Origin of the sequence: Intrasporangium calvum DSM 43043 (assembly GCF_000184685.1) — a bacterium.
Taxonomy (GTDB): domain Bacteria; phylum Actinomycetota; class Actinomycetes; order Actinomycetales; family Dermatophilaceae; genus Intrasporangium; species Intrasporangium calvum.
Map to the genome: position 1 here is coordinate 1,726,630 of NC_014830.1, position 13,443 is coordinate 1,740,072.

The 13,443-nt window shown below is 71.7% G+C and carries 11 protein-coding genes and 1 pseudogene; 9 read left to right on the forward strand and 3 right to left on the reverse strand.

Annotation, left to right across the window (positions count from 1 at the left end; translation table 11 throughout):
* The first annotated feature begins 22 nt into the window (after positions 1-22).
* Complete coding sequence (locus INTCA_RS07770; protein ID WP_148236531.1) at positions 23-2,509, forward strand: ExeM/NucH family extracellular endonuclease; 2,487 nt, start codon at positions 23-25, stop codon at positions 2,507-2,509.
* 81 nt (positions 2,510-2,590) lie between these two features.
* Here INTCA_RS07770 and INTCA_RS07775 read toward each other — a convergent pair whose 3' ends face one another.
* From INTCA_RS07775 to INTCA_RS20305, 3 genes and pseudogenes are all read right to left on the reverse strand, one after another.
* Positions 2,591-3,109 carry a gluconokinase gene (locus INTCA_RS07775; protein WP_013492365.1) on the reverse strand — a complete coding sequence of 173 codons (519 nt, stop codon included), beginning with the start codon at positions 3,107-3,109 and terminating at the stop codon, positions 2,591-2,593.
* Positions 3,110-3,664 (reverse strand): GntT/GntP/DsdX family permease, encoded by a 555-nt coding sequence (locus tag INTCA_RS07780; RefSeq protein WP_234423965.1) that lies wholly within the window; start codon positions 3,662-3,664, stop codon positions 3,110-3,112.
* A pseudogene (locus INTCA_RS20305) lies at positions 3,583-4,104 on the reverse strand (GntT/GntP/DsdX family permease); the annotation flags it as partial. The pseudogene INTCA_RS20305 and the gene INTCA_RS07780, both read right to left, overlap by 82 nt.
* Between INTCA_RS20305 and INTCA_RS07785 the strand changes: the two are divergent.
* The 8 genes from INTCA_RS07785 to INTCA_RS07820 all read left to right on the forward strand — a co-directional run bounded on the left by INTCA_RS07785 (position 4,054) and on the right by INTCA_RS07820 (position 13,386).
* Positions 4,054-6,150: a S9 family peptidase gene (locus tag INTCA_RS07785; RefSeq protein WP_013492366.1), complete on the forward strand. Its 2,097-nt coding sequence runs from the start codon at positions 4,054-4,056 to the stop codon at positions 6,148-6,150. The pseudogene INTCA_RS20305 and the gene INTCA_RS07785 sit on opposite strands and share 51 nt — an antisense overlap.
* Before the next feature lie 180 nt (positions 6,151-6,330).
* The gene (gene hisD / locus INTCA_RS07790; protein ID WP_013492367.1) at positions 6,331-7,689 is read left to right on the forward strand and encodes a histidinol dehydrogenase; all 1,359 of its coding nucleotides are present in this window, start codon (positions 6,331-6,333) and stop codon (positions 7,687-7,689) included.
* Complete coding sequence (locus tag INTCA_RS07795) at positions 7,686-8,849, forward strand: histidinol-phosphate transaminase (protein ID WP_013492368.1); 1,164 nt, start codon at positions 7,686-7,688, stop codon at positions 8,847-8,849. Before hisD ends, INTCA_RS07795 begins: the two co-directional genes overlap by 4 nt.
* Positions 8,846-9,469, forward strand: a complete 624-nt coding sequence (gene hisB / locus INTCA_RS07800) for an imidazoleglycerol-phosphate dehydratase HisB (RefSeq protein WP_013492369.1) — start codon at positions 8,846-8,848, stop codon at positions 9,467-9,469. Before INTCA_RS07795 ends, hisB begins: the two co-directional genes overlap by 4 nt.
* 2 nt (positions 9,470-9,471) lie before the next feature.
* Complete coding sequence (hisH, locus tag INTCA_RS07805) at positions 9,472-10,116, forward strand: imidazole glycerol phosphate synthase subunit HisH (RefSeq protein ID WP_013492370.1); 645 nt, start codon at positions 9,472-9,474, stop codon at positions 10,114-10,116.
* A gap of 417 nt (positions 10,117-10,533) precedes the next feature.
* Positions 10,534-11,277: a bifunctional 1-(5-phosphoribosyl)-5-((5-phosphoribosylamino)methylideneamino)imidazole-4-carboxamide isomerase/phosphoribosylanthranilate isomerase PriA gene (gene priA / locus INTCA_RS07810; RefSeq protein ID WP_013492371.1), complete on the forward strand. Its 744-nt coding sequence runs from the start codon at positions 10,534-10,536 to the stop codon at positions 11,275-11,277.
* The gene (locus tag INTCA_RS07815) at positions 11,274-12,089 is read left to right on the forward strand and encodes an SseB family protein (protein ID WP_013492372.1); all 816 of its coding nucleotides are present in this window, start codon (positions 11,274-11,276) and stop codon (positions 12,087-12,089) included. Before priA ends, INTCA_RS07815 begins: the two co-directional genes overlap by 4 nt.
* 31 nt (positions 12,090-12,120) lie before the next feature.
* On the forward strand, positions 12,121-13,386 hold the full coding sequence (locus tag INTCA_RS07820; RefSeq protein ID WP_013492373.1) for a DUF445 domain-containing protein: 1,266 nt from the start codon (positions 12,121-12,123) through the stop codon (positions 13,384-13,386).
* The last annotated feature ends 57 nt before the right edge of the window (positions 13,387-13,443 follow it).

Sequence of the window (13,443 nt, forward strand, 5' to 3'; positions counted from 1 at the left end):
CTGCCCGTCGAGAGGGGAAGAAATGCAGCTCACAGGTCATCTCCGACGTCGAGTCGCAGCGGGATCCGCGGTCGTTCTGGGGGTCGGGCTGATGCCGTTCGTCGGCGTACCGAGCGCGCAGGCCGCGCCGGGCGAACTGTTCATCAGCGAGTACATCGAGGGGTCGAGCAACAACAAGGCGCTCGAGATCTTCAACGGCACGGGCGTCCCCGTCAACCTGGCAGCAGGCGGCTACAACGTCCAAATGTTCTTCAACGGCGCGGCGTCGGCCGGGCTGACGATCAACCTCATCGGCACGCTGAACGACGGCGACGTCTTCGTTCTGACCCACTCCTCAGCGGACCCAGTGATCCTCGCCCAGGCGGACCAGACCAACGGCTCCGACTGGTTCAACGGCGACGACGCCGTCGTGCTGCGCAAGGGCACGGCCACCGTTGACAGGGTCGGCCAGGTCGGCGTCGACCCCGGCACCGAGTGGGGCAGCGCCCTCACCTCGACCGCTGACAACACGCTGCGTCGAAAGGACACCGTCGAGGCCGGCGACCCGAACCCCGCCGACGTGTTCGACCCATCAGCGGAGTGGGACGGCTTTGCCACCAACACCTTTGACGGTATCGGCGTCCACCCCGGCGTCCAGCCCCCCCCACCGCGACCGCCAGGGACCTCGCCGGTCTGTGGCGAGGACTTCACGGCGATCCCGGAGATCCAGGGCAGCGGTGCGACCGCGGCGGTGACCGGCCTCGTGGCGACGGAGGGTGTCGTCGTCAGTGACGGCGAGGGGCCCACGCCGGCGCTGCGCGGCTTCTACCTGCAGGACCCGACCGGCGACGACGACGAGACGACCTCGGACGGGATCTTCGTCTTCAACGGCACCGACGACGACGTCGACCTGGGCGACCACGTGCGAGTCGTGGGCACGGCCGGGGAGCTCCAGGGCCAGACCCAGATCTCGGGGACCAGCTCGATCGAGGTCTGTGCGACCGGCGCCACGGTCACGCCGACGGCGATCAGCTTCCCGGTGTCGAGCCCCACCTTCCTCGAGCGCCATGAGGGCATGCTCGTGACCATCCCTGAGCCGATGACCGTGACCGAGCACTTCCAGCTCGGCCGGTTCGGCCAGGTCGTCGTCTCGTCCGAGGGCCGGCTCCAGCAACCGACCAACGTCGTGACCCCCGGTGACGAGGCTCTGGTCCTCCAGGCGGCGAACACCAACCGCAGGCTCATCATCGACGACTCCTCACAGTTCCAGAACCCGGATCCGATCGTCTGGGGACGGGGTGGGCAGCCGCTCTCGGCGGAGAACACCCTGCGCGGCGGCGACACCGTCACCGGCGCGGTGGGCGTCATGACGTACACGTGGGCCGGCAACGGCGCGAGTGGCAACGCCTACCGCCTGCGTCCGGTCAACGCGCTCGGCGGAGTGGCCCGGTTCGACCCCGTCAACGAGCGCCCGGTCGCAGTGCCCGAGGTCGGCGGCCGGATCCGGGTCGCGGGAATGAACGTGCTCAACTACTTCAACACGTGGGACGGCCGCCCGGACCGGGTGAACAACTGCACCGGCGGAGTGGGCGGCGCATCGATGGACTGCCGCGGGGCCGACGACGCGTTCGAGTTCGAGCGCCAGGCCGCCAAGACGGTCGAGGCCATCCTCGGAATGGACGCAGCGGTCGTCGGGGTGATCGAGATCGAGAACGACGGCTACGGCCCGGACAGTGCGCTGGCCGACCTCGTCAACCGCCTCAACGCCGAAGCCGGGGCCGGCACGTGGGCCTACGTCGACGTCGACGAGCGGACCGCGCAGCTCAACGCGCTCGGCACCGACGCGATCAAGGTGGGTGCGATCTACCAACGCGACCTCGTCGTCCCGATGGGAGACACGGCGGTGCTCAACACCGAGGCGTTCGTCACCGGCGGGGACAGTGAGGAGCGCAACCGGCCGGCCCTCGCCCAGGCGTTCGTCGAGAAGAGCACTGGGGGCAGCTTCGTCGCGGTCGTCAACCACCTCAAGTCCAAGGGCAGCGCGTGCGACTCGCCGGCTGAGAACGACGGTCAGGGCAACTGCAACGACGTCCGCGTCAGGGCGGCCGGGCTGCTCACTGACTGGCTCGCCGCCGACCCGACGGGGACGAGCGAGAAGGACGTCCTCATCCTCGGGGACCTCAACTCCTACGCGATGGAGGACCCGATCACCACCCTTCGCGAGGCGGGCTACACGAACCTCGTCCGAAAGTATGGTGGCGAGGCTGCGTATTCGTACGTCTTCGACGGCCAGTGGGGCTATCTCGACCACGCCCTGGCCACGGCCAGCTTGGCGCCGCAGGTCACGGGGGTCGCCGAGTGGCACGTCAACGCGGACGAACCGTCGGTGCTCGACTACAACACGGACTTCAAGTCCGCCGCCCAGATCGGCTATCTCTACGCGCCGGACCAGTTCCGCAACTCCGACCACGACCCGGTCGTCGTCGGGCTGGACCTGACTCCGGGCCAGAAGGGCAAGGGTCGGCGCTGACAGCACCGACTGTTTCGCGACTGACGGGCCGGGCCCCGGGACCGAACAGTCCCGGGGCCCTGCCGTGCGCTGCGCAGCCGCTCAGGCCGGTCCCGCAGCGGCCGCGAGCGCTGCGAGGGCGCTGGCGACGACCTGGTCGGGCGCCGCCTCGACGGAGATGACGACCCCCGACTCGTCCTCCTCCAGGGGCTCGAGCGTGTCGAACTGCGACTGGAGCAGCGACGGCGGCATGAAGTGCTGTCGTCGCCCCATCCGCTCGAGCAAGGTCTCGTAGCGGGCGTCGAGGAGGAGGAAGAACAGCTCGGGGTACCCCTCGCGGAGCCAGTCCCGGTAGCGGCGCCGCAGCGCCGAGCAGGCCATCACGGACTGCTGCCCGGAGCTCTCGAGGCGGGCCACCTCAGCGGCCAGCGCGGCGAGCCACGGCCTGCGGTCCGTGTCGTCCAGCGCCACCCCGGAGCTCATCTTGGCGATGTTCTCCGGGGGGTGGAAGGCGTCACCCTCGATGAAGACCCGACCGAGCTCCGCTGCGAGCAGGGTGCCCGTCGTGCTTTTGCCGTTCCCGGACACGCCCATCAGCACGACGTGGCGGGGGGCAGCCACCTAGACCACCAGCCAGAGCAACGCGGCGATGGCGAAGATGGCGAGCCCGAGCGTGGTCTCCGTGACCGTCCACGTCGTCAGAGTCGTCTTCTCGTCCATCCCGAAGAACCGGCTGACCAGCCAGAAGCCGGAGTCGTTGAGGTGCGACAGCACCGTCGCGCCGGCGGCGGTCGCGAACACCAGCACCGCGATCTGCACATCGGTCAGCCCCTCTGCGGCCACCTGGGCGGAGATCAGGCCCGCGGTGGTGGTGAGGGCCACCGTCGCCGAGCCCTGGGCGACGCGCAGCGCGGTGGCGATGAGGAAGGCCTGGACGCTGGGCGAGAGGCCGAGGTCGGAGAGTGAGTCCGTGAGGGCCTGACCGACCCGCCGTTCAGCTCCCCGAAGAGAAGGGTGGGCGCCTCGACGATGAAGCGCCGGCCCATGCGCTGGCTGACGAGGTAGGCGCCGACGAACCACGAGACGAGGGCGACGGGAATCCCGAGGAGCAAGGTCACCCCGATGTCGCCACCCATGAGGTCGGCCGCGGCCACCGGTGCGCGGGTGGGGAGGCACGATGCGTTCATCGCGGCGAACGCTCCGGCGGTGGGCAGGCCGTAGAACAGGATCGACCCGCCGAACCGTCGCGCGACGGTGAAGATGATGGGCGCGAAGACGACGAGGCCCGCGTCGAAGAAGATCGGGAAGCCGAAGGCCAGCGCAGCAACACCGAGCGCGAAGGGGCCGGTCTCTCTCCGAACCGCGAGATGAGGGTGTCGGCCAGGACCTGGGCGCCACCGGTGATCTGGAGGAGCCGTCCGAGCACTCGATCGGGTCCATCCGGACTCCTTCGCACGGCGGTGTGTGATGTGCCTCACCGTACCCCGACACTCGGGGCAACACCGGACGACGCGGACGAATCGGGCACCGACCCCCGCGCTCGGCTCAGCGCCTACGATGCGCCCATGCAGCAGCCACCGACTCCGCGCCGCGCCGCAGTGGTCCGGGAGCACCACGGGGACCGGTTCGAGGACGCCTTCGCCTGGATGGCGGACCGGGACGACCCGGGCCTCCTCGAGTACCTCACCGCCGAGAACGCGTACGCCGCCGCCATGACGGCTCACCTGGCCCCGGTGGCCGACACGATCTACGAGGAGTTCCGGTCGAGAGTCCACGAGACCGACCTGTCGGTTCCCGTCCGGCACGACCGGTGGTGGTACTACTCGCGCACGGTCGAGGGGGAGCAGTACCCCGTGGACGGGCGAGTCCTCGTCGGTGCGGTGCCCGAGCGTCCGGCGCTCGATGGGGACGCCGTGCAGACCGGTGAGGAGCTGCTCCTCGACCACAACGCGGAGGCGCATGGTCACGACTTCTTCGCCGTGGGCGCCAGCGAGGTGTCGCCCGCAGGGGACCTGATCGCCTACGGCGCCGACGTCACGGGCGACGAGCGCTACGACCTGCGGGTGCGTCGGATCGGCGCGGGCGAGGTGCTCGACGACGCCGTCCGCCAGACCGGTGGTTCGCTCGCCTGGTCGCTCGACGGCCGGCACCTCTTCTACACGCGCGTCGACGACGCGTGGCGGCCGCACCAGGTCTGGCGGCACGAGGTGGGCAGCCCGGCCGAGGCCGACGTCCTCGTCCACGACGAGCCCGACGAGCGCTTCTTCGTCGGGGTGAGTGCCTCCCGGGACGACCGCGTCATCGTCATCGGGATCGGCTCGAAGACGACGAACGAGTACCTCCTGCTCGACGCAGCGGACCCCCTCGGCACCCCTCGCGTCGTCGCGGCGCGACGGCAGGGCGTCGAGTACGACGTCGAGCCCGTCGGCGACCAGCTGCTCATCGTCCACAACGAGCGGCGGACCAACTTCGAGGTCGCCGTGGCCCCGTTGACGTGCACGAGCCACGAGGAGTGGCGCCCGCTGGAGGTGACGACCGACGACGAGTACGTCACCGGTGTCGACGCCTTCGACGGCTTCATCGCGGTCTCGCTGCGGCGTCAGGGAGGCACCGCGGTGCGGATCGTCCTCCGCGATCCCGCGAGCGAGACGGGGTTCGGCGGGTCCCACGACGTGGAGGTGGGCGAGGCGCTGGCCACGATCCGGGTCGGCGCCAACCCGGAGACCTCGACGACGACGCTCCAGCTCGTCTGGGAGTCGCTCGTCACCCCCAGGACGGTCATCGACTACGACGTCATGGCGCGCTCGGTGACGGTGCTCAAGCAGCAGGAGGTCCGCGGGGGGCACGACCCGGCGGACTACGTGCAGGCCCGGGAGTGGGCGACCGCACCCGACGGGACGCAGGTTCCCATCTCGGTGGTCCGCCACCGGGACACCCCGCTCGACGGCACGGCACCGGGCCTGCTCCACGGCTACGGCGCCTACGGCATCCCCAGCGACCCGTGGTTCTCGGTGCTCCGGCTGTCGCTGCTCCAGCGGGGCTGGGTCTTCGCGATCGCCCATGTGCGGGGGGGCTCGGAGATGGGGCGGACCTGGTACGACGACGGCAAGCTGGGCCGCAAGCGAAACACCTTCACCGACTTCGTCGCGTGCGCCGACCTGCTTCGGGGGTCCGGGATCGTCCACCCGGACCACCTTGCGGCGGAGGGCGGTTCGGCTGGCGGTCTACTCATGGGGGCGGTCGCCAACGAGGCCGCGGACCGGTTCAGCTTCATCCACGCCTCGGTGCCGTTCGTCGACGCGCTGACGACGGTCCTCGACCCCTCCCTCCCGCTCACGGTGATCGAGTGGGAGGAGTGGGGCAACCCGCTCGAGGACCCGGACGCCTACGCCCTGATGCGTTCCTACTCTCCCTACGAGAACGTCCGGCCCCAGCGCTACCCCGCCCTGCTCGTCACGACGTCCCTCAACGACACGAGGGTGTACGTCACCGAGCCCGCCAAGTGGGTGGCCGCGCTCCGGGAGGCCACCGCCGACGTCGCGGCGGCGCGGCCGGTCATCTTTCGCACCGAGATGGCCGCCGGGCACGGCGGCCAGTCCGGCCGCTACGACACGTGGCGGCAGTGGGCCTGGGAGACCGCGGTGCTGCTCGACCTCACGTGAGCGGTGGGTGCCGTCCGTGCGCGACTGCGCCCAGCGGCATACGCCGGCCGTATGCCGCTGAGCCGGCCCTCGCGCGAAGGTCGGCCCCCAGCGTGGCTCCGGTCGCCGGCCCACCACGAGCGGCGGTCGCTGCCTGAGACGCGGCATCCCGACCCATGGACGCCTCCTAGACTTGGCACCATGATGTCCACCCTCGACCTGCGCGGTCGCACGCTCGACGTGCGTTTCCTGCGCGGGGCCCTGCCCCGAGCCGAGTTCGACGTCACGGCTGCCCTCGAGCAGGTGCGGCCGATCTGCGGGGACGTCGAGCATCGGGGCGCCGACGCGCTGCGCGACCTCGGGGAGCGGTTCGACGGGGTGCGCCCGGCCCGCCTGCGAGTGCCGGGCGAGGTGCTCGCCGCGGCTCTCGACCAGCTCGCGCCGGACCTGCGCTCCGCGCTCGAGGAGTCCATCCGTCGAGCTCGGGTCGTGCACGCCGACCAGCGCCGCGTCGACACGACGACGACCGTGGTCCCGGGCGGGACCGTGACGGAGCGCTGGGTCCCCGTCGACCGCGTGGGGCTGTACGTTCCCGGCGGCCTCGCCGTGTACCCGAGCAGCGTCGTCATGAATGTCGTCCCGGCGCAGCTCGCCGGGGTCGGCTCCGTCGCCGTGACCTCGCCGCCGCAGCGAGAGAACACCGGTGTCTTCGCCGACTACCCCAACCCCACGATCCTGGCCACGTGTGCCCTGCTGGGTGTCGACGAGGTCTATGCCGTCGGCGGCGCCCAGGCCGTCGCCATGTTCGCCTACGGCTTCGTCGACGAGTCGGACGTCCGGGCGGGGGGACCCGTTCGGTGCGAGCCGGTGTCGATGGTGACCGGGCCGGGCAACATCTGGGTCGTCGCCGCCAAGCGCCTCCTCAAGGGCCTCATCGGGATCGACGCGGAGGCGGGGCCGACGGAGATTGCCGTCCTGGCCGACGACACGGCCGACGCCGAGCACGTCGCTGCCGACCTCATCAGCCAGGCGGAGCACGACCCGCTAGCCGCCTCCGTGCTGGTCACCGACAGTGACTCGCTCGCCGCGGCCGTCGCCGAGGCCCTGGCCCGCCGGGTGCCGGCGACCAAGCACGCCGAGCGGGTCGTCACCGCGCTCGGCGGCCGCCAGTCACGGATCGTGCTCGTCGACGACCTCACGGCCGGCCTGGCGGTCGTCAACGCCTACGCCGCCGAGCACCTCGAGATCCACACCCGAGACGCGGCGGCCGTCGCGGCGCGCGTCCGCAACGCCGGCGCGATCTTCGTCGGCCCCTGGGCCCCGGTGAGCCTCGGGGACTACGCCGCCGGGTCGAACCACGTGCTGCCGACCGCGGGCTGCGCCACCCACTCGAGCGGCCTGTCGGTCCAGTCGTTCCTCCGGGGCATCCACGTCGTCGAGTACGACGAAGCGGCCCTGCGCGAGGTGGCCGGACACGTCGTCACGCTGGCGCAGGCGGAGGACCTGCCCGCCCACGGGCAAGCGGTGACCGCGCGCTTCGGCGACGAGGTGCCCCGATGAGCGAGGTCGAGCGGCTGCTGCGCCCGGACCTGCGTGGCCGCACCGCGTACGGCGCCCCGCAGCTCGACGTGCCCGTGTGCCTCAACACGAACGAGAGCTCGTACCCTGTCCCGGAGGTCGTGGTCCGGGCCGTCCTCGATGCCCTGGCGGCCGATCTCACCGGGCTCAACCGCTACCCGGACCGTGAGTTCACCGATCTGCGCAAGGCGCTCTCGGCGTACCTCGAGAGGCAGGCCGGGGTCTCGGTCACACCCGAGCAGGTCTGGGCGGGCAACGGCTCCAACGAGGTCCTCTCGCACGTCGTCCAGGCCTTCGGGGGCCCGGGTCGCACGGCCCTCGGTTTCACCCCGAGCTACTCGATGCACCCGATCATCGCCGAGACTCTCGGCACCACGTGGGTCGACGGGCTTCGAGAGGCTGAGACGTTCGAGCTGACGGCCGGCACTGCGGCTGCTCAGGCACGGGAGCACGACCCGTCGGTCGTCTTCCTCTGCTCGCCGAACAACCCCACGGGCACCGCGCTGCCGTTCGAGGTCATCGGTGCGGTGCTCGACGCGGCGCCGAACGCCGTCGTCGTCGTCGACGAGGCCTACGCCGAGTTCGCGCGGCCCGGCACCCCCAGCGCCCTGACACTGCTTCCGACCCACCCACGGCTCGTGGTGACCCGCACCATGAGCAAGGCGTTCGCGTTCGCCGGAGGGCGCCTCGGCTATCTCGTCGCATCCCCCGCGCTCGTCGACGCCCTCCGCCTCGTCCGGCTGCCCTACCACCTGTCCACGCCGACCCAGACGATCGCCACGGTCGCCCTCGAGCACGCCGAGCTGATGCTGTCGACCGTCGAGGCGGTCAAGGTGCAGCGTGATCGCCTCGTCCACGACCTGGGGGCACTGGGGGCGACGCCGGTGCAGAGCGACGCCAACTTCGTCCTGTTCGGTGGCCTGGTCGACGAGAAGTCCACCTGGCAGGCGCTCCTGGAGCGCGGGATCCTCGTGCGTGACGTGGGGATCCGCCATCACCTCCGGGTCACCGCTGGGACCCCGGCCGAGACCACGCGTTTCCTCGAGGCGATGACGCAGCTCGCGCCCGCTCATGTCGGTCCGCTGACGACCCCGAGCGCCGTGGACCACCCCGACTTCGAGACCGCTGAGGACGACGCATGACCCCGACCCCGAGGACCGCCGTGAACCGGACCGCCAGCATCAGCCGGACCACCAAGGAGTCGTCGATCGAGCTGAGCCTCGACCTCGACGGGACCGGGGAGTCGGACGTGTCGACCGGCGTCCCGTTCTACGACCACATGCTGGCCTCGCTGGCCAGGCACTCCCTCATCGACCTCACCGTCAAGGCCGCCGGCGACATCGAGGTCGACGTGCACCACACCGTCGAGGACACGGCGATCGTCCTCGGGCAGGCGCTCCGGGAGGCGCTCGGCGACAAGGCCGGCATCTCCCGCTTCGGCGACGCCACGGTCCCGCTCGACGAAGCGCTGGTCCACGCCGTCGTCGACGTGGCCGGGCGGCCGTACGTCGTCCACGAGGGCGAGCCGGAGGGCCAGCAGTACGTGCTGATCGGCGGGCACTTCACCGGATCCATGACGCGGCACGTCTTCGAGTCGCTCGCCCACAACGCCGGCCTCTGCCTCCACGTGCGGGTCCTCGCCGGACGCGACCCCCACCACATCGTCGAGGCCCAGTTCAAGGCGGTCGCGCGCGCGCTCCGCGCCGCGGTCGCCCGCGACGAGCGGGTCCTCGGCATCCCGAGCGCCAAGGGGGCGCTCTGACCATGGCGACGGCACCCCGCGTCGTCGTCCTTGACTACGGCAGCGGCAACGTCCGGTCTGCCGTGCGCGCCCTCGAGCGGGTCGGCGCGTCGGTCGAGCTGACGGCTGACCCCAGAGCGGCCCTGGAGTGCGACGGCCTCTTCGTGCCGGGAGTGGGCAACTTCCATGCCTGCATGGCGGGCCTGCGCGCCGCCCACGGCCCCCGGGTCATCGGGCGGCGGCTCAGTGGTGGTCGCCCGGTCCTCGGCGTCTGTGTCGGCATGCAGGTCCTGTTCGACGGGTCCGCCGAGGCCTCCGACCGGCCCGAGCCCGGCCTCTCCGAGTGGCCGGGGACGGTGGAGCGGCTTCCCGCAGCGATCGTCCCGCACATGGGCTGGTCGGAGGTCGAGGTGGGGGAGCGGTCCCGTCTCTTCGCCGGTGTCGAGCACGAGCGGTTCTACTTCGTCCACTCCTACGCCGTCCAGCAGTGGACGCTCGAGGCGACGGGGGCCTTTGCCGCAGTCGCCCCCGTCGTCAGCTGGGCCGTGCACGGTGCGAAGTTCGTCGCAGCCGTCGAGAACGGCCCGCTCAGCGCCACCCAGTTCCACCCCGAGAAGTCCGGGCAGGCCGGCCTCCACCTGCTCGAGAACTGGGTCCGGTCGCTGTGAGCGCGGCGACCCGCAGGACTTCCCGCCGAAGCGCGAGCTCCCGAGCCACGAGGGCCACCGGGCCGGCAACCCGAGGGACCAGTCGCACCGCCACCGGCCGAAGGACCACCAGACGACGGTCCACGCGTCGTCCGAGCGGCGCACCCCGGACGAGGCGGCGCCGGCCGACCCTGGCAGCCACGCTCGGCACGGCTCTGGGAGCGCTGCTCGTCACCGTCGTCCTCGACGCCACCTGGCCGGTCCGGGCCGGCGTCGTGGCCCTCGTCCTCGTCGTCGGCCTGGGGTGGCTGCTCTGGCGGTCCCACCAGTCCGCCACTGCCCAGGGTGACCCGGCCGAGCCGGAAGGTCCACTACCCCGAGAGGCCGGCCCAGCGGCATACGACCCCGATCCCGCCTCACGCCAAGGAGACTCGACCGATGACTGACCTTGCCCGACTGGAGCTCCTCCCGGCCGTCGACATCGCGGGCGGCCAGGCCGTGCAGCTCGTGCAGGGGATCGCGGGCAGCGGCGGGCAGTTCGGGGACCCGTGGGAGGCCGCCCGGGCCTGGCAGGACGAGGGCGCCGAATGGATCCACCTCGTCGACCTCGACGCGGCCTTCGGACGAGGCAGCAACCGCGAGCTGATCGACTCGATCGTCGGCCGGCTCGACATCGCCGTCGAGCTGTCCGGTGGCATCCGGGACGGTGCGTCCCTGGATGCGGCACTCGCCACCGGGTGCCGTCGGGTCAACATCGGCACGGCTGCGCTCGAAGACCCCGAGTGGACCGCCCGGATCATCGGCGACCACGGCGACCGCGTCGCCATCGGCCTGGACGTCCGTGGGACGACCCTGGCGGCCCGCGGGTGGACCCGGGAGGGCGGCGACCTCTGGGAGACGCTCGAGCGACTGGACCGCGAGGGGTGCGCCCGCTACGTCGTCACCGACGTCAACAAGGACGGGATGCTCCAAGGGCCCAACGTCGACCTGCTCCGGCAGGTGTGCGAGCGCACCGAGCGGCCCGTCGTCGCGTCGGGTGGCGTGTCGACGCTCGAGGACATCAGGGTCATCCGCGAGCTCGTGCCCGAGGGCGTCGAGGGCGCGATCATCGGCTCGGCGTTGTACCGGGGGGCGTTCACGCTGCCGGAGGCGCTTGACGTGGCAGGACGGCCCGGACGGTGACCACCCCCGGGGACGGCGGCCAGCAGGTCCAGCGGGGGTCGCGTCCCGGCTACGTCAACGAGGACGGCCGGCCCTCCGACTCGGTGGGCCAGGCCTGGTCCGGCAAGACGATCCCGACGCACGGGTTCTCGGAGGACCGCGGCGACGCCGATCCCGAGCTGCTCGCCGCGCTCGTCGCCTGCGCTGCCGGCGCGGCGGTGGGGGAGACGGAGCTGATGGCGCGAATCGCGGCCGCCCGTTGGCTCGTCCCCGTCGTCGCCGTGCCGACCGAGCTCGACGCGAACGGCGGTCTCGTGACCGACACGCGCAGCGAGATGGCCGCCGTCACCCTGACCGCGGCAGACGGCCGTCGCGCGCTGCCGATGTTCAGCTCGCTCGAGGCTCTCGCCGCGTGGGACCCCGAGGCCCGGCCGGTTCCGGTGCCCGCAGCCTCGGCTGCACAGTCCGCCATCACCGAGTCCTGCGATGCCCTGGTCGTGGACCTGGCCTCCCCGCACGCCGCAGTGCTGCGGCCGAGCATGCTGTGGGCCCTGGCCCAGGAGCGGGCCTGGGCGCCGGCGCACCTGGACGACCACGTGGCCCGGGCCGTCTCGGCCGCCGTCGACGCCGAGCCACTCGTCAGCGCCCACCGCATCGAGGCGGGCGAGCCTGCTGGGGCGGGCGTGCTCCGTGTCGTCCTCCTTCTCCCGCCCGGACTCGACCAGGACACCGTGAGCGAGGTCGCGACACGCATCGGGGAGCGCATCGCGACGGACGGCGAGACGCGTGCGAGGATCGATGCCCTGACGTTCGCCCTCGAGGCCGCCCCCTGACGCGCGGCCCGACCCTCGCGAGGAGGCCACTGTGAGCGGGACTCTCGGCTTCGTCGTCGACCCGGTCCTCGACGCCCAGCGGCGCCGCGACCTGCGCCAGATGCGGCTCGTCGCAACGGGGCTCCTCGTCCTCGCCGCGGTCGTCTACGTCCTCACGCGGGGCCACGACGACGGGCTGCTCGGCTTCGTCAACGCCGGAGCCGAGGCCTCGATGGTCGGGGCGTGCGCCGACTGGTTCGCGGTCACTGCGCTGTTCCGCCACCCGCTCGGGCTGCCCATCCCGCACACGGCGCTCATCCCACGCAAGAAGGAGATGATCGGCCGGAGTCTCGAGGAGTTCGTCGGCGAGAACTTCCTCCACGAGGAGATCATCCGGGAGCGGGTGCTCGACGCTGAGCCGACCCGTCGCGCCGCGGAGTGGGTGCTCACCGACCAGCACGCCGAGCGCCTCGTCAACGAGGTGGCCACCGTGAGCGCCCATGCGCTGCATCGCATCCCGGACAGCGATGTGCAGACCGTCATCGAGCAGGCCGTGCTCCCGAGACTCATGCAGGAGCCGATCAGCTCGCTCGCCGGCGGCCTGCTCGAGCAGGTCGTGCGCGACGACTCCCACGCCGGGCTGGTGGATCTCGCGCTCGACGAGAGCTCGGCCTGGCTCGTCACCAACGAAGGCCTCTTCGAGTCGCTCATCGTGCAGCGAGCCCCGTCCTGGATGCCGGACGCGCTGAACGACCTCGTCGCGCGCCGCGTGCACACCGAGGCGCTGAAGTGGCTGGCCGACATCCGCCGTGACCCGAGGCACGACGTGCGGGTCGCCCTCGACAAGCTCTTGACCGACCTGGCCGACAACCTCCAGCACGACCCAGTGACCCAGGAGCGTGCCGAGCGACTCAAGGAGCGGTGGCTGGCCCATCCCCAGGTGTCGGTGACGGCGATGTCCCTCTGGCGATCGTTCCGCGGCGTCGCGATCGCGGCCCTGGAGGACGTCGACGGCCCCGTCCGCGCCCGGGGGATCGAAGAGGTCAGCCGCCTCGGCCGACGGCTTCTCGACGACCGCGAGCTCCGGGATCGCATCGATGCCCGGGTCTCCGACGCGGTGGTCTACGCCGTCCAGCGCTACGGCACCGAGCTGACCCGCGTCATCAGCCACACCGTCGACCGCTGGGACGGCCGTGAGACGGCCGAGCGGGTCGAGCTGCAGGTCGGCCGGGACCTCCAGTTCATCCGCATCAACGGCACGCTGGTGGGCGGGCTCATCGGCGTGCTGATCCACGCGCTTTCCCTCGTCATCCCGTGAGGTACTGACCGCGGGACGAGCCGCCACCGCCCCCAGCCCGAAGGCGGTCCCCACCGC

Excerpts from the sequence above, each read along its gene's own strand:
- hisD (WP_013492367.1), top strand. The coding sequence starts at position 6,331 with ATGATGTCCACCCTCGACCTGCGCGGTCGCACGCTCGACGTGCGTTTC.
- INTCA_RS07770 (WP_148236531.1), top strand. The coding sequence starts at position 23 with ATGCAGCTCACAGGTCATCTCCGACGTCGAGTCGCAGCGGGATCCGCG.
- priA (WP_013492371.1), top strand. The coding sequence starts at position 10,534 with ATGACTGACCTTGCCCGACTGGAGCTCCTCCCGGCCGTCGACATCGCG.
- INTCA_RS07785 (WP_013492366.1), top strand. The coding sequence starts at position 4,054 with ATGCAGCAGCCACCGACTCCGCGCCGCGCCGCAGTGGTCCGGGAGCAC.
- hisH (WP_013492370.1), top strand. The coding sequence starts at position 9,472 with ATGGCGACGGCACCCCGCGTCGTCGTCCTTGACTACGGCAGCGGCAAC.
- INTCA_RS07795 (WP_013492368.1), top strand. The coding sequence starts at position 7,686 with ATGAGCGAGGTCGAGCGGCTGCTGCGCCCGGACCTGCGTGGCCGCACC.
- hisB (WP_013492369.1), top strand. The coding sequence starts at position 8,846 with ATGACCCCGACCCCGAGGACCGCCGTGAACCGGACCGCCAGCATCAGC.